Source organism: Streptomyces olivochromogenes (assembly GCF_021538895.1).
In the GTDB taxonomy this organism is placed as follows: Bacteria; Actinomycetota; Actinomycetes; order Streptomycetales; family Streptomycetaceae; genus Streptomyces; species Streptomyces olivochromogenes_A.
In genome coordinates this window covers 1-18,508 of sequence record NZ_JADDRL010000120.1, presented here as the reverse complement: position 1 = coordinate 18,508, position 18,508 = coordinate 1, and the positions used below count along the sequence as shown (strand labels likewise).

The 18,508-nt window shown below is 73.2% G+C and carries 15 protein-coding genes; 6 read left to right on the top strand and 9 right to left on the bottom strand.

Features of this window, described 5'->3' with window-relative positions:
• Nucleotides 1–34 precede the first annotated feature (34 nt).
• Nucleotides 35–1,780, top strand: coding sequence for a malto-oligosyltrehalose trehalohydrolase (gene treZ / locus IPZ69_RS38345; protein WP_235459341.1), 1,746 nt, complete (start codon nucleotides 35–37; stop codon nucleotides 1,778–1,780).
• Between the two features lie 39 nt (nucleotides 1,781–1,819).
• On the opposite strand, the gene IPZ69_RS38340 is transcribed toward treZ, so the two are convergent.
• From IPZ69_RS38340 to IPZ69_RS38325, 4 genes are all read right to left on the bottom strand, one after another.
• Nucleotides 1,820–2,761: a phosphotransferase family protein gene (locus IPZ69_RS38340; RefSeq protein ID WP_235459340.1), complete on the bottom strand. Its 942-nt coding sequence runs from the start codon at nucleotides 2,759–2,761 to the stop codon at nucleotides 1,820–1,822.
• A gap of 54 nt (nucleotides 2,762–2,815) precedes the next feature.
• A complete protein-coding gene (locus IPZ69_RS38335; RefSeq protein WP_235459339.1) occupies nucleotides 2,816–3,943 on the bottom strand; it encodes an aminopeptidase P family protein in 1,128 nt (375 codons plus the stop codon).
• A gap of 167 nt (nucleotides 3,944–4,110) precedes the next feature.
• Nucleotides 4,111–4,677 (bottom strand): PDZ domain-containing protein, encoded by a 567-nt coding sequence (locus IPZ69_RS38330; protein ID WP_235459338.1) that lies wholly within the window; start codon nucleotides 4,675–4,677, stop codon nucleotides 4,111–4,113.
• Between the two features lie 75 nt (nucleotides 4,678–4,752).
• Nucleotides 4,753–5,706: a LysR family transcriptional regulator gene (locus IPZ69_RS38325; RefSeq protein WP_235459337.1), complete on the bottom strand. Its 954-nt coding sequence runs from the start codon at nucleotides 5,704–5,706 to the stop codon at nucleotides 4,753–4,755.
• Nucleotides 5,707–5,798: 92 nt separating this feature from the next.
• On the opposite strand from IPZ69_RS38325, the gene IPZ69_RS38320 reads away from it, so the two are divergent.
• The gene (locus IPZ69_RS38320) at nucleotides 5,799–6,533 is read left to right on the top strand and encodes a CTP synthase C-terminal region-related (seleno)protein (RefSeq protein WP_235459336.1); all 735 of its coding nucleotides are present in this window, start codon (nucleotides 5,799–5,801) and stop codon (nucleotides 6,531–6,533) included.
• Here IPZ69_RS38320 and phsA read toward each other — a convergent pair.
• Nucleotides 6,521–8,392 (bottom strand): O-aminophenol oxidase PhsA, encoded by a 1,872-nt coding sequence (phsA, locus tag IPZ69_RS38315; RefSeq protein WP_374295289.1) that lies wholly within the window; start codon nucleotides 8,390–8,392, stop codon nucleotides 6,521–6,523. The two genes, IPZ69_RS38320 and phsA, sit on opposite strands and share 13 nt — an antisense overlap.
• A 206-nt stretch (nucleotides 8,393–8,598) precedes the next feature.
• Between phsA and IPZ69_RS38310 the strand changes: the two genes are divergently transcribed.
• The gene (locus IPZ69_RS38310) at nucleotides 8,599–10,128 is read left to right on the top strand and encodes a hypothetical protein (protein WP_235459335.1); all 1,530 of its coding nucleotides are present in this window, start codon (nucleotides 8,599–8,601) and stop codon (nucleotides 10,126–10,128) included.
• Here the strand turns inward: IPZ69_RS38310 and cyc2 are convergent.
• Nucleotides 10,121–12,280, bottom strand: coding sequence for a germacradienol/geosmin synthase Cyc2 (gene cyc2 / locus IPZ69_RS38305; RefSeq protein ID WP_235459334.1), 2,160 nt, complete (start codon nucleotides 12,278–12,280; stop codon nucleotides 10,121–10,123). The two genes, IPZ69_RS38310 and cyc2, sit on opposite strands and share 8 nt — an antisense overlap.
• Nucleotides 12,281–12,452: 172 nt before the next feature.
• Between cyc2 and IPZ69_RS38300 the strand changes: the two genes are divergently transcribed.
• Together IPZ69_RS38300 and IPZ69_RS38295 are read left to right on the top strand one after the other, a co-directional pair.
• Nucleotides 12,453–13,244: an alpha/beta fold hydrolase gene (locus IPZ69_RS38300; RefSeq protein ID WP_235459333.1), complete on the top strand. Its 792-nt coding sequence runs from the start codon at nucleotides 12,453–12,455 to the stop codon at nucleotides 13,242–13,244.
• Nucleotides 13,241–14,503, top strand: a complete 1,263-nt coding sequence (locus IPZ69_RS38295) for a cytochrome P450 (protein WP_235459332.1) — start codon at nucleotides 13,241–13,243, stop codon at nucleotides 14,501–14,503. Before IPZ69_RS38300 ends, IPZ69_RS38295 begins: the two co-directional genes overlap by 4 nt.
• On the opposite strand, the gene IPZ69_RS38290 is transcribed toward IPZ69_RS38295, so the two are convergent.
• Together IPZ69_RS38290 and IPZ69_RS38285 are read right to left on the bottom strand one after the other, a co-directional pair.
• Nucleotides 14,475–15,689, bottom strand: coding sequence for a damage-control phosphatase ARMT1 family protein (locus IPZ69_RS38290; RefSeq protein WP_235459331.1), 1,215 nt, complete (start codon nucleotides 15,687–15,689; stop codon nucleotides 14,475–14,477). The two genes, IPZ69_RS38295 and IPZ69_RS38290, sit on opposite strands and share 29 nt — an antisense overlap.
• A gap of 22 nt (nucleotides 15,690–15,711) precedes the next feature.
• On the bottom strand, nucleotides 15,712–16,359 hold the full coding sequence (locus IPZ69_RS38285; protein ID WP_235459330.1) for a ScbR family autoregulator-binding transcription factor: 648 nt from the start codon (nucleotides 16,357–16,359) through the stop codon (nucleotides 15,712–15,714).
• A 517-nt stretch (nucleotides 16,360–16,876) separates the two neighbouring features.
• Between IPZ69_RS38285 and IPZ69_RS38280 the strand changes: the two genes are divergently transcribed.
• The gene (locus tag IPZ69_RS38280) at nucleotides 16,877–17,848 is read left to right on the top strand and encodes a lytic polysaccharide monooxygenase auxiliary activity family 9 protein (protein ID WP_235459329.1); all 972 of its coding nucleotides are present in this window, start codon (nucleotides 16,877–16,879) and stop codon (nucleotides 17,846–17,848) included.
• 18 nt (nucleotides 17,849–17,866) lie between these two features.
• On the opposite strand, the gene IPZ69_RS38275 is transcribed toward IPZ69_RS38280, so the two are convergent.
• A partial coding sequence (locus IPZ69_RS38275; protein ID WP_235459328.1) for a Tat pathway signal sequence domain protein occupies nucleotides 17,867–18,508 on the bottom strand: 642 nt, incomplete at its 5' end.

The following is an 18,508-nucleotide window of genomic DNA, read 5'->3' as shown; positions in this document are numbered from 1 at the left end:
TACATCACGGTGAGCAGACGAAGGGGAACCGTCCGTGCAGTTCGAGGTGTGGGCACCGCAGGCAGACCGGGTGACGCTCCATTGCGAGGGCGCCACGCGCGCGTTGGAACGCGACGGGGAGCGGGTGGGGTGGTGGAGCGGGGAGGCGGAGGCCGAGGACGGCACGCGGTACGGGTTCGCGCTGGACGACGGTCCCGTGCTGCCCGACCCGCGCTCGCGCCGCCAGCCGGACGGGCCCGACGGGCTCAGCGCGGTCGTGGACCACGGGCGCTACGCGTGGCGTGCCGAGTGGACGGGGCGGGGGCTGCCGGGTGCGGTGGTGTACGAGCTGCACGTGGGGACGTACACCCGCGAGGGCACCCTGGACGCCGCCGCCGGGCGTCTTGAGCATCTCGTGGAACTGGGCGTCACGCACGTCGAGTTGATGCCCCTGTGCCCCTTCCCGGGGCAGCACGGCTGGGGGTACGAGGGCGTCTCGCTGTGGGCGGTGCACGAGCCGTACGGCGGACCCGCGGCGCTGCGGCGGTTCGTGGACCAAGCGCACGAGCTCGGCCTGGGCGTGGTCCTCGACGTCGTGCACAACCACCTGGGGCCGTCGGGCAACCACCTGCCGACGTTCGGGCCGTACTTCACGGAGACCCACCACACTCCCTGGGGCGCGGCGGTGAACCTGGACGCGCCCGGCTCGGACGGGGTGCGCGCGTATCTGGTGGACAGCGCGCTGGCCTGGTTGCGCGACTACCGGATCGACGGGCTGCGCCTGGACGCGGTGCACGCGCTGCGGGACACGCGCGCGTGCCACTTCCTGGAGGAGCTGTCGACGGCGGTGGACGACCTCGCCGAGGAGCTGGCCCGGCCGCTGTTCCTGATCGCCGAGTCCGACCTCAACGACCCGCGGATCATCACCCCGCGCGCGGAGCACGGGACCGGTCTGCACGGGCAGTGGAACGACGACTTCCACCACTCCCTGCACACCGCGCTGACCGGCGAGTCGCAGGGCTACTACGCCGACTTCGCGCGCGCTCCGCTCGCGGCCCTCGCCAAGACGCTCACCGGCGGCTTCTTCCACGACGGCACGTACTCCAGCTTCCGGGGCCGGCGGCACGGCCGTCCGCTGGACCGGACGCAGGTGGCCGCGCACCGGCTGCTGGGCTACAGCCAGACCCACGACCAGATCGGCAACCGCGCCCAGGGCGACCGGCTTTCGCGGTCCCTCTCCCCCGGCCTGCTGGCCTGCGCGGCCACGCTGGTGCTGACCGCGCCGTTCACGCCGATGCTGTTCATGGGCGAGGAGTGGGCCGCGGGCACGCCGTGGCAGTTCTTCACCGACCACACGGATCCGGAGCTCGCCGAGGCGGTACGGCGGGGCAGACGGCGGGAGTTCGCGGAGCACGGCTGGGCCGAGGAGGACGTGCCCGACCCGCAGGACCCGGCGACCCGTGAGCGCTCCTGCCTGGACTGGTCGGAGCCGGAACATGAGCCCCACGCGCGCGTGCTGGCCTGGTACCGCCGGCTCATCGCCCTGCGCGGCGAGCAGCCGGACCTGACCGACCCCGACCTCGCCGACACCCGGGTGGCCTACGACGAGGAGGCGCGCTGGCTCGCCTTCCGCCGCGGGGACGTCCGGGTGGCCGTGAACCTCGGCAAGGACCCGGCGGCGATCCCCCTGGGCACCCGCACCGCCGAGGTCCTGGCCGCCTGGGACCCGGTCCAGGGCCCGGACCCGGACGGCATGCTGCGACTGCCCGGGGAGTCGTGCGTGGTGCTGACGCAGGACTGAGAGCGGGGCCCGACGGGGGCCGCCCGGCCGGGTGGCCCCCTACTCCCCGCCCGGCTCCTCGTCGCGGAGTTCCGTCACGCGTTCCAGGAGGATGGTCTCCCAGGCGCGGCGCAGCTGGGTTCTCAGGAGGGGCAGGGGGCCCGTGTCGCGGCCTTCCACGCGGTCGCCGAGGCGGATGACGGTGTCGCAGCGGGCCAGCCACAGGCCGCGCAGGCAGGGGCGGGCGCCGTAGCCCGCGAGGGTGGCGGCCCGGACGGCGGCGCCGGCGCCGACGGCGAGGGAGAGCCCGGCGATGTCCTCGGCGGGGTCACCGACGGCCGCGCCGGTCCAGTCGAGCACGCCACGCACCCGGCCGTCGGCGCTCACCACGAGGTGCTCGCCCTTGAGGTCGTGGTGCACCAGTACCGCGCCACTGCGCTGCGCGGCGAGCTGCGCGGCACCGGCCGGTGTGAGCTGCTGCAGCCGGGCCGGGTCGAACTCGTCGGCGGCACCGAGGCGTTGACCGGCCTTTACGGCCATCCGGCGCAGCGCCTCCAGGGAGCGCGGCGCGGTGCGCGGCACCCCGAGCGTCTCGGCCTGCCGTACCGGCACCTCGCGCAGCCCGGTGAGCAGTCCGGCCAGGTCGGCCTCGCCGACTGCGGACACGTCGTGCTCCTCGCCCGTGCCGCCGGCCAGCTTGATGTCGAGCGTGTAGACCAGCCCCGGGGCCCACTCGCCGTGCGCCACGCTGGTGGGGACGGCGACGGGCAGGTGCGGGCGGACGAGGTCGCGCAGACGCAGTTCGCGGCGCCGGCGGACGGAGGCGTCACGGTCGGGGGCCAGACGCAGCACATGGCGGGCGCCGACCCACCACGTGGAGTGCTCACCGCCCTCGGCGACGGGCCGCACGTCGGGGCCGGCGGTCTCGTCCGCGCCGTCCTTGAGCAGCGTGCGGACCAGTCGTCTGACGGTGTCCGCGGTGGGTGTCGGTGCCTGGGTCATGGTCGCGCCATTGCCGTTCGGGGGTTTCGTCGAGGGTGTTTCCCGAGTCTCCTCTCAGTCCACTATGACCATCTCGCGTGTGGTGTTGTTGAGGCGGCGGCCGCCGTCCCCGGTCACCGTGACGATGTCCTCGATCCGCACCCCGAAGCGGCCGGGCAGGTAGATGCCGGGTTCCACGGAGAAGCACATGCCGGGCACGAGGACCTGCTCCTCGCCCTCGATCATGTACGGCGGCTCGTGCGTGGTGACGCCGATGCCGTGGCCGGTGCGATGGATGAAGTACTCGCCGTACCCGGCGTCGGCGATCACCGTGCGGGCCGCCCGGTCGACCTCCTGGCAGGCGACGCCGGGCCGCACCGCCGCGAAGCCCGCCTCCTGGGCCGCGCGGACGATGTCGTGGACCTTCCGCTCCTCCTCCGTGGGCTCGCCCACGTGCACGGTGCGGGTGGTGTCGGAGCCGTAGCCGTCCCGGAGGCCGCCGAAGTCGAGGACGACCATGTCACCGTGCTCGATGACGCGGTCGCCGACCTCGTGGTGCGGGTTGGCGCCGTTGGGCCCGGAGCCCACGATGGTGAAGTCGACCTGGGAGTGGCCGAAGCGGCGCAGCAGGTCGGCGAGGTCACGGCCGATGTCGGACTCGCGCCGGCCGGCGAAGGGAAGCTTGCGGATCTCCTCGAACGTCGCGTCGGCAGCCGCCCCCGCGGCCGCCAGCAGCTCCAGCTCCGCGTCGTCCTTCACGGCGCGCAGCATGGGCAGCCCGTCGGTGAGGGAGGTGTAGGAGCTGTCCGGCAGTGTCCGCTGGAACCCGAGCAGGTGCATCGCCCAGGCGTTGTCGCTGATGCCGAAGCGGCCGTCCTTGGCGAGGAGGGCGGCCGTGACCGCGTACGGGTCCGTGCCGTCGGTCCAGTCCCGCAGGGTCAGGACGGGCGCGGCGACGGCCGTCTCGGCGTCGGGGGCCTCCAGGGTGGGGACGACCAGCACGGGGTCCTGCCCCGCGGCCAGGACGAGCACGGTGAGCCGTTCGGTGACCGCGGTGGGCGTGTACCCGGTGAGCCAGACCAGGTCGGGACCCGGCGCCACGAGCAGGCCGGCCAGTCCGGCGTCGGCGGCGGAGCGCGCGGCACGCTCCATCCGGGCCCGGTAGTCGTCGGCGGTGAAGGGCGCGGGCGTGCTGCCGGTCATCCGGGCCTCCGAGGGACGCGTGCGGGTGCGGGACAAGGGACCACGGGCAGCATCCTGCCCGGACACGGAGGGCGGCGCGAGCCGGTTGCGGTGGCCGCCGCCCGCGCCCGGGCGTTTTCCCGGCGCGTCTGCGGTCGGCCCGGGGTCGACGAGCCGTCTCGGGGTGGTCAGGTCACGACACCCGGGACGACCGTCAACTGCTGGAACGCGCCGCTCTCGTGACGCACGGTGAGCGTGACCCGCTCCCCGGGACGGGCGCGGGCGACGGCGCGCACCAGGTCGGCGGCGGTGTCCACCCGGGTGGCGCCGAACTGGAGCAGTACGTCGCCCCGGACGAGGCCCGCGGTGAAGCCCGGGCCGGGCACATGGACGCCGACGACCAGCGCGCCCGGCTTGTGGGCGTCCACGGCCTCCAGGCCGAGGGTCGCGGCGGCCTGGGCCGGCGACGGGAGCGCAGCGGCGTGGGGCACGACCGGGACGGACGAGCTCGGCGGGGGTGTCTGCCGCCGTAGTTCGGCGAGTCTGCTCATGCCGATCACCGTGGCGCCGACCGTGCCGAGTCCGACCCCGGTCAGCACCAGGACCGTCCCGACGCACAGGGTGAACAACAGGGCCCTCAGGCGCCTGCCGCGCCGACGCACGGCGTGCGGGTGCCGGACGGGGGCCGGTGTGCCGTCGCCGTCCGGTCGCTCCTGGCCCGGCATCGGCTTGGGCCGCAACGCAGTCTGTTCCATGGTTCGCCTCCGGGTGGTGCTCTACCCGGCGCACGCGGGCGCGACGAGCCACGAACGAGTGAGACTGACCCAGGGTCAACGGCGGGAAGTCATAGGCGTCACGGCACGGGACGCGCGGCCTCGGCCGGGGGCGGCCTCCCCGGTCAGCCGCTCCAGGAACGCCGCCGCGGCCCCGCCCGGCGTTCCCCCGTACAACAGCTCCGTGCGGTGCACGATCCGTGGCGCGGTGAGCGGCACGGCGACCGCCCCCGGTAACCGGGCCGCTGCCGAGTCGGGCAGCAGGGTCAGACCGTGGCCCGCGGCGGCGAGGGCGGTCAGGGCGTGGACGTCGGTTCCCTCGTAGCGCAGGGCCGTACGGAAGGCCCCGCCGCCGCCCGCCGCGCGCAGCTGGGCCAGCGGCAGCCCCGCGTCGGGCGCGTCCAGCCAGCGGGCGTCGGCCAGGTCCACGAGGTTCAGTCCCGGGGTGGCGGCGTCTCCCCCGCCCCTCGGCCGGTGCGCAAGGGCGAGCGGATGCGCGGCGGGCAGCAGGACGCTGACCGGCTCCTCGGCGACGCCACGGGCGGTCAACGGCGCGACGTCGGGCAGCCGCAGCGGGTCGCTGGGCGCGGCGATCCCGTCGACCAGGCCCAGGTCGGCGGCGCCGGTGGCGACCGCGGCCGGGATCTCGTCCCGGGCGAGGACGCGCAGGGTCAGGCCCGCGGCGGGGAGCGCGGCGAGGACGCGGGGCCCGAGCGCGGTCGCCGTCGTGGCGAGGGTCAGCCCGTGGGCGGGCGCGGCGGCCAGCCGCAGGACGTCCGCACGGGCCGCGTCCAGGCGCAGCAGCAGCGGGTGAGCGTGGTCCAGGAGGCGTTCACCGGCCGCGGTGGGCGCGACGGGACGGCGGGTGAGCAGCGGGGTGCCGAGGTCCTGTTCGAGCGCGGCGATGTGCTGGGACACCGCGGACTGGGTGTAGCCCAGGTCGCGGGCGGCCTCCGAGAAGGAGGCGAGGCGCGCGACGGTGACGTACGTACGCAGCAGATGCGGGTCCATGCCGGACAGCATTCCACTCCATCAGGAAAGCTTATCGACCGTGCACGGATCATCGTTGGACGTGAACCGGGGCCGGTACCCAGGATGGGGGCATGACGGACACCGCAGCGCACACCGCCACGATCGCCCTGGTCGGGGACCGCTCCCCCAACGTCGCCTCGCACACCCGCGTCCCGCGCCTGCTCGACGCGCTGGCCGAGCACGACCGGCTCGTCCTGGACGCGTACTGGATCCCGTCCGAGAACGCCGTCGCCGCGGACGCGGTACGCGGTTTCGACGCCGTGTGGGTGCTGCCGGGCAGCCCGTACCGCAGCGAGGCCGGCGTGCTCGCGGCCATCCGCACCGCCCGCGAGGAGGGCATCCCCTTCCTCGGCACCTGCGGCGGGTTCCAGCACGCGCTCCTCGAATACGCCCGCACCGTGTGCGGCCTGACCCGGGTCGCGCACGCCGAGAACGACCCCGACGCCGAAGACCCGCTGATCGAACCGCTGGCCTGCTCCCTCGTGGGCCACGAGGCGCCGGTGACGCTCGAACCGGGCTCGCTGGCCCAGTCCGTGATCGGCTCGGCGCGGACGGTGGAGCGGTACTTCTGCGCGTACGGCCCCTCCCGCCACCTCGACACGCTGCGCGCGCACGGTCTGCGCTTCTCCGGCCACGACGAGGAGGGCCGGGTGCGCGTCGCCGAGCTGCCCGGCCACCCCTTCTTCCTCGGCACGCTCTTCCAGCCGGAGCTCTCCGACGAGGGCTCGCGCCCGCACCCGGTGATCCGGGCGCTGGCACGAGCCGCCGTGGAACGCGCCGCACGCGCGCGTGTTCAGCCCGCGTGACCCGAGTGGCCCTCCCCGTGGCCGCCGTGCGAGCCGCCGTGGTCGAACTTGAGGGCCTCGGGCGGCAGCACGACGAAGGGCCGCATCATGCCCATGTCCTCGTGCTCCAGCAGGTGGCAGTGGTACATGAACCGGCCGTAGGCCCCGTCGAAGCGCCCCATGACCCGCAGGATCTGGCCACCGGGGACCCGGAACACGTCCTTGTATCCCCGCTCGTTGGGGGCCAGCGGCAGCTGCGTGCCAGGGGCGAACGCCACCGGCTTGACCGTGCCGCCCACCGCCGGGTCGAAGCCCGAGACGTCGTAGGCGTCGCGGCCGAGGAGCTGGAAGTCGGCCAGGTGGATGTGCATGGGGTGGACGATCGGCGCGAGGTTGAGGAAGCTCCACTGCTCGTAGCTGCCCTCGGCGATGGTGAAGCCGAGCCCGTCGTTGAACGTCCGGGCCGTGCGCCGGTAGGTCTTCGTCGTCCCGTCCGCACCCGTGAGCCGGATGATCCCGTCCGTCGGCACCTGGATGTCGCCGGCGTCCTCGACCTGGGTCATCTCCCAGATCTCCGGGTGTCCGCCGGCGCCCTTGGTGGCGGGCGGGGTGAGCACGATCAGCCGGTGGCCGTGCGGGATGTCGTGGGTGAGCCGGCGGAAGGAGCCGGAGAGGACCTCGGGCAGCTCGAAGGTGTCAGCGCCGCCACTGTCCCGCACCCGGAACTCCAGGACGGCCGGGTAGCGCACGTCACCGGCCGGGTCGGACACGCCCGCGGGCTGGTTGCGGCCCTTGTTGACCAGGCGGAGCCGCCGGCCCGCGAGGCCCCGGAAGTCGACGAGCAGGTCGAAGCGCTCGGCCGGGGCGGCGGTCAGGGTGGGCAGCGCGTCGTCGAAGTCGACCGGCACGGGACGCGGCAGGAGCCCGCCGTCGCTGCCGATCTGGTGGACCACGCCGGGGACCGGGTTGTCGTCCTCGTCGAGCAGGACGAGGTCGTAGATACGCGCGTTGGACGCGTTGACCAGCCGGAAGCGGTACCAGGCGTCGTCCACGTCGGCGTACGGCCAGATGCGGCCATTGACCGTCGTGTACGGGCCGGTGAACGGGATGGAGACCGGCTTGCCCGTCTCCGGGTTCTTCTGCTGGACGATCACCGTCTTGTGCAGCAGCCTGCCGTTGAGGCGGCCGTCCTCGTCGGTGTCGAGGTTGCGGTCGGCGAGCAGCAGCGGGATCTCCCGCTCCCCGGAGGGGAGGTGGAGGGCGTCCTCCTCGTCGTCGCGGACGAGGTAGGTGCCGTACAGGCCCGTGTGGACGTTCCACCGCGTGATGTTCATGGCGTGGTCGTGGTACCACCACTGCACGGCCTGGTGGTCGTTCGGGTACTCGGACAGCTGCGCGTCGCCGTGGCCGACGGCGTTGTCCGCCCAGCCGTCGTTGCCGCCGCCGGTCTGGGCGCCGTGCAGATGGGTCACCGACCAGGCGGGCAGCGCAGCCACGTCCTTGTTCGGCTCGACGCCCTCGCGGCCGGGCTCGGTGGTGGCCTGCGGACGGCCGTCCGTGCGCAGCGGCACCTCCACCGAGGTGACCGGGTATTCGCCGTCCTTGGGAATGCGGTTGGTCCAGGCGATGCGGACGCGCTCTCCGCGCCGCACCTCGATGGTCGGGCCCGGCACCTGGCCGTCGTAGCCCCACATCAGGGTGGGCGGCAGCTGCGGGTGCAGGCGGACCCAGGTCGGGCGCAGCGCGATCTCGGTCTCGTGCGTCACGTCGGCGGACGCGGGCCGCAACACCGGCGGGACCGGTAACGGCGCCACGTACGGCGTCAGTTCGGTGGCCTCGGCGGTCCCGTTGTTCTCAGTGGTCCCAGTGGTCTCAGTGATCGCGGTGATCTCGGACAAGTCGAACACCCCCGTGTGTTCCGTCGTCTTGCGTTCCCCTCACCCCGGAAGACTCCCGACGACCCGCCCACGTTCACTGAACGTCCCCTTCCGTACGAGAAGGTCCGGAAATCGCCGGTGGCGGCGAGGCGTACGGGCCCGGCCTCGGGTGCGTCCCGTTGTCAGTGGCGGCTGTTACGTTCTGTGACATGACCGATCTCGCCCTGCGGCTGCTTCGGCAGGACCGTCACCTGGCCGAACTGGCCGCGTTCCCCTTCGACTTCGATCTCGACCGCGCGGCCCACGGCCACGGCGAGCCGGTCCGCCTCGCCTCGGGCGGTCCGCTGGAGGTGGTGGCGGGAGGCGACACCGGCGGTACGTACTTCGTGTGCGCGGACGGCTCCGTGCTGTACGCCGACTCCGAGGGCTCGGCCGGGATCATCGGGGCGTCCGCGGACGAGGCGCTCGACATACTGACCGGGCTGCCCGGCTGGCACGACTACCTGGGCCTGTCGCCCGCCGACGGCCCGGAGAAGATCCTCGCCCACGTCGCCGAGACGGAGGAGGAGCTCCGGGAGTGCTACGGCATCGACGAGGAGCGGGCCGAACTCCGCGCCGCGCTCGGTTTTCCCGAGCGGTCCCCGGTCGAGCTCGTCGGGATGCTGCACGCGGCCCTGTCCCGCACCGAGCCGGACTTCGTGCTGCTCAACGCGGAGGAGGGACTGGCCTACCGGCCGCTCGCCCCGGACGTCCGCCCGCCCCTGTGGGAGCCGGTGCTGGCCCGGGGCCGGGCGGATCTGGCCGGGCTGCGCGCCGGGGACGCGGGCGTGCTCGCCGCCGTGGCCGACGATCCCGTACGGCGCCGCGTGGCCCTGCGAGCGGCGCAGTTCGACCGCGCGGACGGCGACCTCGCCTTCCTGCGGCCGCTGCTGCGGCGGGAGGCCGGGTCGTCGATGTCCGACGAACTGCGGCTCGCCGCCGTGCTGGTGGGGCTGCACGGGGACAGCGCGGACCTGCCGCTGCTGCACGCGGTGCGCGACACGGACTTCGACACCCGGTGCGGCCTCGGCGAAATACCCGAACCGGACGCCGGTGGCGTGGAACTGCGGCGGTGGGCCCGCGAGGTGGACGACTGCCTGTTCGGTACGGATCCCGCCGACGAGCCGCTGTCGACCTGGACCGGCCTGGCAGCGGACCAGGGCCTGACCGAGCTCGCCCGAATCGCCTTGATCCGCCGGCTCGACGAGATCGACATGAACCAGAGCGCGTTGCGACGGCGCCCGGGGTCGCGGCAGCTCGACACCTCACCCCTGCGCTCCCTCGCCCACGACTTCGAGTGCCTGGGCGACCTGTGGCAGGCCGTGCGCGCCCAGCGGCTGTACGTCGCACTCCAGGACACCCCCGGGGACCGGGTGTCCGCCCGGCTGACCCAGGCACGCCTGGAGCGCGAGAGCGGCGAGCCGGACCGGGCGGCGGACGCGCTGTCCGCCCTGCGGGACGTCCTGGCCGGCCCCACCGACGACTCGCTGAGGCACTGGCGGGGTACGAACCTCGGTTCGTTCATCGCCGAGGAGCACTACCGGCTCGCCCGCACCCTGGCCGACACGGGCCGCCCCGAACAGGCCCGCGCGGTGCTGGCCGCCGGGGAGGAGATACGCGGCGAGCTCTCGGAGACGGCGGCGTGGGCCGTGCGCGAGCTCGCCGCGGACGCGTCGGCGCGGATCGGGAAGCTCAGCTGACCGGCAGCGCGGGAGCGGGCGGGGTGTCCGGCAGGAAGCCGTGGGAGCGACGGGCGAGGTAGGAGACCTTGTAGCGGTCCACCCGCTGATGCCAGTTCAGCACACCGGCCATCCAGTTCTGCAGGTCGGCCACGTAGGCCCCAAGGCCTTCGCGCCCTTCCTCGGTGAGGCCGAAGTCTTCGTAGACGACCGGCAGTTCGTTCGCCACGACGTGCTCGAACTGGCGCAGGCGCTGGGTCATCAGATCGTGGACGACGCCGAGCGCGGTCGGGTGGTCGACGCCGAAGAAGTTCTGGACGACGAGGATCGCGTTGTGGATCTCGCCCTCGTACTCGATCTCCTTCTGGTAGGAGAAGACGTCGTTGACGAGGCACCCGTAGTCCATGGCCGCGTTCTCCAGTGAGCGCACCGGCCCGCTGCGGTACACCTCCGGCGGGATCGCGGGGCCGCGGCCCGCCCGGCACAGGCTCAGGGTGAGGTCGCAGCCGAAGGTGGCGCGCCGCATCTCCAGGTAGTCGACCGGGTCGGGGACGCGGTGCTGGAGCTGGTTGGCGAGCTCCCACACCCAGCTCTCGGTCATCGTGTCGATCGCCCGCTTCAGCGTGAGGCGCTCGTCGTGGGGCATCCCCGCCGTGGTGCGGACCCACAGGTCGGCCAGTCCGCGTTCCATGCCGTTGGCCGGGGCGGGGACCGCCTCGCCGTCGAGGGGCATGCACGCGGACAGCCGCTTCGTGGTCAGGTGGGCGGCGGCCAGGTCGCGGCGGTGGCCGAAGACGAGGGGGTAGTAGTCGTCGCCGTACGTGCCCCACGCGAGCCACTGCGCGCTGAGGTCGAGGGCCTCGGGCGTCGCGTCCGGGTCGAGGCCGGCCGAGCAGAGCGGCAGGTCGTAGGCGAGGAGCTTGTCCTCGTCCCAGACCCCCTCCTGGAGCATGCCCGTCCGGTGCATCCAGCCGGTGAGGCGCTCGCGGGCACCGTCCAGGTGCGGGGAGAGCTCCAGCTGGAAGGGCATCCGGAAGTCGGGCAGCAGGGACGGGCCGACCTTCTGGAAGGGCACATGGGAGTGCGCGCGCAGACGCTCGGCGGCGGCCGAGGCGAGCAGGGCGCCGATGTCGGCGGCCCAGGTGCCGGGTCCGGTCAGGCCCTGCCACGGGGAGGCGGACACGGCGCCCTCGTTCATGTACCGGCTGGAGCGCAGATGCCATTCGTGGCCGCCGGACTGCCAGTCCTGTAGGCCCTTGGTGTAGGCCGCGACGGCCGCGACCTGGTCCGGGGTGAGGCCCTTCTCCAGGGCGAGCAAGGGCACTTCGGTGAGCGCGGTGTGCTCGAACTGGTGCAGGCGCGAGGTGAGGACGTCGTTGACGGTGTCGGCGGCCTCCTGGGTGGTGCAGCCGAAGAAGGTCTCCAGGACGAGCACGCCGTTGCTGTTCTCGCCCTCGTCCTCCACCTCGCGCTGGTAGGAGAACAGGTCGTTGCGCAGGTGCACCGCGTCGGAGAAGGTCTCCATCAGCACCCGGAGCGGCCGTGTCCCGGCGACGACGGCGGGCACCTCGGCCGTCGCGTACTCCACGAGCCCCGACGACCAGGGGGCGCCGCCCACCTTGCGGCGCATCTCGATGTACTCGACGGGGTTGGCGATCCGCCCCTCGTTGATGTTGGACAGCTCCCACATCGACTCGTTGAGGAGGTGCTCGGTGGCGAGGGCGAAGCGCCTGCGCCAGTCGGCGGACATCGACGGCACCGTACGCGCCCACAGGTCGGCGAGGCCCGCCTCGACCGGGTTCGACGGCTCCGGTACGACGGCTTCGGGGGCGAGCGGCATGAACAGCGGCAGGCGGTCGAGGTGTGCCTTGCCGGCCGCGCGGTCCTGGGGGCGCTTGTACCTCTCCAGGAAGTGGTCGTCGAAGAAGAACACCCACACGTACCAGTCGGTGATCAGCGAGAGGGCGGGTCCGTCGCAGTCGGGGTGGGTGTAGGCGCACAGGAGGCCGTAGTCGTGCGCCTCCAGGTCGGCCTGCTCCCAGACCCCGGAACCCTCCAGCATGCCCATCTCGCGCGCCCACGCGGTCGAGTGGGCGCGCGCCTCGTCGACCTGCGGGTTCAGCCGCGCGGGATGCGGCAGGTAGAAGTGCGGGAGTTCGAACGGCTGCGTCATGGCCGGGGCCCTACCCGTGGCCCCGGAGGGCCATCCGCCGGGCAGGCGATGATCACACCATCGCGTGAACCGGGCGGAATACCGGGAACTTCCCCCCACCCGCGTGGAGTTCGCGCCGCGTGTCGGAACGGCGCCCTTGCCGAGCCCCCGCCCGCGGGCCACGGTAGATCGCATGACCTCCTTCGTGCTGCCTCATGAGGTGCACGGCGCCGGCGCCCACAAGGTGTTCGCCGTGCACGGCTGGTTCGCCGACCGGACCGCCTACGCGGCCGTGCTGCCCGATCTGGACCGCGAGACGTTCACCTACGCGCTGGTCGATCTGCGCGGCTACGGCCGGGCCAGGGACGCCGTGGGCGCGTACACCACCGGCGAGGCGGCGCTGGATCTGGTGGAGCTGGCCGACCGGCTCGGCTGGGACCGGTTCTCGGTGGTCGGGCACTCGATGGGCGGCGCGGTGGCCCAGCGGCTGCTCGCGGTGGCCCCGCACCGACTGCGCCGGATCGTCGGCGTCTCCCCCGTGCCCGCCTCGGGACTCCCGCTGCCGGGCGAGCAGTGGGAGCTGTTCGCGGACGCGGCGTACAGACCGGAGAACCGGCGCGCGATCATCGACTTCACCACCGGCGGCCGCCGTCCCGCCGCCTGGCTGGACCGCATGGTCGCCACCTCGCTGGAGCGCAGCGACTCCAAGGCCTTCCGCGCCTGGCTGGACTCGTGGGCGGAGGACGACTTCCGCGCCGACGTCGAGGGCTGCGTCGTGCCCGCGCTGGCGGTCGCCGGTGAACTGGATCCGGCGCTGTCGCCGGCGCTGGTCCAGGAGACCTGGATGTGCTGGTACCCGCGGGCGCAGTTGCACCGGCTGGCCGGCGCCGGTCACTACGCGATGGACGAGACCCCGTTGGAGCTGATCAGCGTGGTGGAGGACTTCCTCCGCGACGACGGCGCGGACAAGGGCCGGCCGGCGTGAACGTACCGGAGGCTCCGCCCGTCCCGGACGTCTTCGATCCGCGGCGCTACGCCGCCGCGGTGCCCTACGACGACTACCGCGTGCTCCGCGACCACCACCCCGTGGCCTGGCAGGACGAGCCGGAGGTGCTGGGCTGGCCGGCCGGGCCGGGCTTCTGGGCGGTGACCCGGCACGCGGACGTGGTACGGGTGCTCAAGGACTCGGGGACGTACTCCTCGCACCTCGGCGCGACCCAGATCCGCGACCCGGACCCGGCGGACCTGCCGTTCATCCGGCGCATGATGCTCAATCAGGACCCGCCGCAGCACGGCCGGCTGCGCCGGCTGGTCAGCCGGGCGTTCACGCCGAAGCGCGTCGACCGGTTCGCGGACGTCGCGCGGGAGCGGGCACACGCGCTGTTCGCCGACGCCCTGGAGGCGGCCCGCGAGGGCGACGGCACGGCCGACCTGGTCACCACCGTCACCGACGAGTACGCGCTGCTCAACCTCACGGACCTGCTGGGTGTCCCGGAGGGCGACCGGCGGATCCTGCTGCGCTGGACGCAGCGGGTGATCGGCTACCAGGACCCGGACGAGGCCGGTCCCCGCGTGCTGGACCGCACGGGCCGCCCCGTCAATCCGCGCTCGCCGGCCATGCTGCAGGACATGTTCGCCTACGCGCGCCAACTGGCCGCGTACAAGCGGCGCTACCCCGCCGACGACGTGATGACCGCCCTCGCGCACGACGCCGAACTCACCGCTGCCGAGCTGGAGATGTTCTTCTTCCTGCTCACCGTCGCCGGCAACGACACCGTGCGCGGCGCGGCTCCCGGCGGGCTGCTGGCCCTGGCCGAGCACCCCCAGGAGTACGAGCGACTGCGCGCGGGGAAGGTCCGGATGGACACGGCCGTGGACGAGTTGCTGCGCCGGCATCCGCCCGTGCTCACCTTCCGGCGTACCGCCGCGCAGGACACGGAACTGGCCGGGCGCAAGATCCGGGCGGGCGACAAGGTGGTCGTCTTCCACGCCTCGGCCAACCACGACGAGCGGGTGTTCACCGACCCGGACCGTCTGGACCTGGCCCGGACGCCGAACCCGCACGTGTCCTTCGGGGACGGCCCGCACGTCTGTCTGGGCGCGCACTTCGCCCGGCTCCAGCTGCGGCAGCTCTACGAGGTGGCGCTCGACGTGCTGCCCGCGCCCGGCCTGGCCGGGCCGGCCGAGCGCCTGGTGTCGAACTTCATCAACGGCATCAAGTCGCTGCCGATGCGGCTCGGCTGAACGGATCGACCTGGATCAGCGCGTGCGTGCCGCCGACGCGCCAGCGCTGCCCCTCCGCGGCGACCAGCGCCGCCTCGGTGCGGGCGTCCAGGCCGGTGATCACCTCGGACTTGAGCGTGCGCAGCGCGGCGACCGGTCCGGGGAAGTGGGCGGTGACGTCCCGGAAGGGGGTGGTCGGCGGCCATCGACGGTCGCCGACCAGGCGCCGGTAGTTGAGGTCGCCCTTGACGATCGTCAGCACGGCGGCGGCGAACTCGGCGCGCAGGTCGTCGGGCATGTCCGCGTACGGCAGCGGCGCGCTGGAGAAGGGGTGGGCGCGCACGGTGAGCCGGCCGTCGGCCAGGGCGGACCAGAGGCCTCGCCCGTACCTGGCCGCCGCGCACGGCGCCGAGGCGAGCCGGCGCACCGCGTCGACCACGTCGGCGGTGGTGGCGTCGGAGACGTAGTAGGGGTACGGCTTGACGTGCAGGACGGCCCGTGCGGCGCGCCCCTCGGCGAGGAGGTGGGCGAGCAGCAGCAGGTCGGGGACGAGTTCGCGGCCGGCGTTGTCGGCGACCAGGCACACGGTGCCCGTGCCGGACGGCGGGAGCAGGGACCAGAGGACCTCGCTGTCGTCGGCCACCAGGGCGGGGACGGCCTGACGAGCCTCGGCGCCGCCGTCGGAGAGGCGGAAGCCGAGGTCGGCGCGGTTGCCCCAGAGCGAGCCGTGCAGCAGGGCCCGTCCGCGCTCCTCGGCCGTGCGCTCGTCCAGAGCGTCGAGGGCGGCCAGTTCCTCGTCCGTCTCCTTGGCGTCGAGTTCGGCGAGTTTGAAGGGGCGGAAGGGGTCGATGCCCTGCCAGGCGCCGGGGCCGAACCAGCCGACGGCGTCGAGGAGCCGGCGGTAGAAGTAGCTCTCGGACCACAGCCAGGGCACGTCGAACCAGGACCGGCCGGCCCAGGTGTCCGCGCCCCACTCCGTCCACCGGTCCCGGTCGGGCGCGTCGGCGGGCAGCGGCTCGATGACGCCCTCGGTGCAGTTGGCCAGCAGCGCGTCGAGCGCGCGGTGCTGCTCGGGGCCGTAGGGAAAGGCGTCCCGCACCTGCCGGATGATCGCGGGGTGCCGCTCGGCCAGCACGCTGCGGGGGAACGAACCGGGCTCGTCGCCGAGGATGACGGGGGTGTCGGGGGCGGCGGGGGTGTCGGGCATACGCGTCACCGTACCGCCCGGGTCAGAGCATTCGGGTCTCCCGCTCCAGCTGGGAGACGAGCGTCAGATAGCGGGCGCGGCGGGGGACGGGCACCAGGCCGCGGATCATGAGGTGCCACATCTCGGCGATTCTGCGGGGCAGCCGGGTGACGGGTTCGAGGTTGCGGCCGGCGACACGGGTGCCGACGAAGAAACAGACCAGGGAGTGGGCTACGGCCTCGATATCGATGTCGGGGTGTACGTCGGACTCCTTCACCGCGCCCGAGAGTTTGCGGTTCGTCAGGTCCAGCCACTCGGTGAAGGGGTGCCTGAGCGGCGGGCGTACGACGACCTCGGCGGTGGCGAGGCGTAGGCCGGCGCGGGGGATGGGGCCTTCGACGGCGAGCCGGGCGATGCCGAACGTGGTGCGCATCAGCGACTCCAGCGAGGAGTAGCCGCGGCCCTCCACTTCCCTCAGTACCTGGCGCGAAGCCCTGGACTGGAGCTCCATGATGGCGTGCGCCAGATCTTCCTTGGCGGCGAAGTGGAAGTACAGGGCCCCTTTGGTGACCTGGGCGTGTTCGACGATGTCACTCAGGCTGGTGGACTCGTAGCCGTGACGGTCGAACAGGTCGGCCGCGGCCGTGATGATCGTTGCGCGGGTCTGTTCGGCGCGTAACTGCCTCGCCATGGGCTGGACTCTCCTTGCGGCCGGACACGAACGGGACGTGCCGTTTGTTTTTTACCCCCTGCTCACGATAACTCACCGTGTGCCAGCGGGATCCAGGTGTGCAGACCTGGTGATCGACACGTGTAACTGGTGTGCGAACGGCCGTCGTCACGTTCGGGGCTCCGTAAGCGGACGAAGTCAAAGAACGTCCCTCCCTCGACACTCGACCGTTTCCGGAGGCCACGGCGGGCGGCGAACCGCCGTTCGGTGATCGCCACGATACGAGGGGAACCGATAGTCCTCAATGGGACCTAGAGGGGGCCTCAAAACGGACGGTCCGGTCGGTGCATGTGCACCGACCGGCCCTGGATTCTCCGGCGTCCGCGTGGTTTTTGGGGGGTTCCGGCGGCGGCCCGGGAGAAGGTGGTGCCCGTCGTCGCTGCGCTCAGGGCAACGGGTCGCGGCCTGAACGGGACGGGGCGGATTTCCGTACTGCACGGAGCAGACCGTTCCCGCGCCGGCCGAGGAGACGTCCCGGATGTCACGGATGACCGCACCCTTCAGGGTCACGGGGGCCGCCGTCGCGGCCTCGGCCCTGCTGTCCCTGTGGACGGCGGGCCCCGCCCTGGCGCACGGCGCCCCCACGAACCCGGTCAGCCGGGTGTACGGCTGCTCCCCCTCGGGCGGCAGCGCCGGTACGGCGGCCTGCCGGGCCGCGACCGCGGCGAGCGGCGGCAATACCTTCGTCGCGTGGGACAACCTGCGGGTGGCCGGCGTCAACGGCCGGGACCGGCAGACGATTCCGGACGGCAAGCTGTGCAGCGGCGGCCTGTCCGACTACAAGGGCCTCGACCTCGCCCGTGCGGACTGGCCGTCGACGCGGCTGGCCCCGGGCGGGCGGCTGACCATGACGTACGCCTCGACGATCGCGCACACGGGCACGTTCAAGCTGTATCTGACCAAGCCGGGTTACGACCCCGCCAAGCCGCTGACCTGGTCCGACCTGCCGACGCGGCCCTTCGCGCAGGTCACCGACCCGGCGCTGACGAACGGGGCGTACCACATCGCCGCGAAGCTGCCGTCGGACCGGACGGGGCGGCAGGTGCTGTACACGATCTGGCAGAACAGCAGCACGCCGGACACCTACTACTCGTGTTCCGACGTGGTGTTCTCGAAGGGGTCGGGCGCCGGATCCGGTACGACCGAGGAGCGCGCCGGCGGCGCCGCGGCGACGAGCGCCAAGCCCGACTCCTCGAAGACCGGGCATCCTTCGGGGCACGCGAGCCCTTCGAGGAGTGCCGCCGTGCCCACGACACCGGCGGCCGGGGCGACGGACGGGACGTCGGCCGCGCCGCGGGCCGAGGACGGCGCCGCCGACAGCACACCGGTGGCCTCCGACACCGCTCCCGACGGCTCGGGTCCCTCCGCGCCGCTGCTGGCGGGCGGCGCCGCCGCGGTGCTGGTACTCACCGGGGGCGCCGCCCTGGCGCTGCGGCTGCGCCGGCGCTGAACGCCGGGCCCGCGGGCGTCAGTTCACGTAGACGGGCGCGCCCGCGTCGGTGACGGGGGCGTACTTCGCGGTGAAGTAGCCGCTGGCGAAGCACAGCGAGGAGCCGGAGCTCTTCGTGAACTGCTGGTTGGTGAAGCTGATGCTGTTGTCGGCGTTGTCGGCCTTACCGGTCAGGCTCGCCGCCTGGTAGACGCAGGTGATGCTGCCGAGCAGGGTGCGCAGCTTGACCGTCGTCTGGATGGTGGAGCCGCTCGCCGGGCTGACGGTGAGGGTGCCGTCGGAGGCGACCGTGGTGGTGTACGGCAGGTTGTCGACCGTGATGCTCGTGACGCCGGTGACGCCGAGCACGTTGCTGGTGCAGCGGCTGCTGTCGAAGGTCTGCGCGCTGACCGATTCGGTGGCCGTGCCGGGGGCGGCGGGGTTGTCCGTGACGGTGGCGGTGAACTGCGACGAGGTGCAGGTGACGCCGCTGGTGCCGGTCGCGGAGGAGTAGAGCGTGGCGCTCGTGCCGCTGGCCAGCGGCGCGGTGAGGACGTCACCCACCGCGACGGCGGTGCCGCCGGTACCGCCGGTGGTCAGCACGGCGCCGTCCGCGGAGGCGGGGACGGCCGCGGCCAGGGAGAGGGCGGTGACGGTTCCGGCGAGGGCGAGCAGAGATCG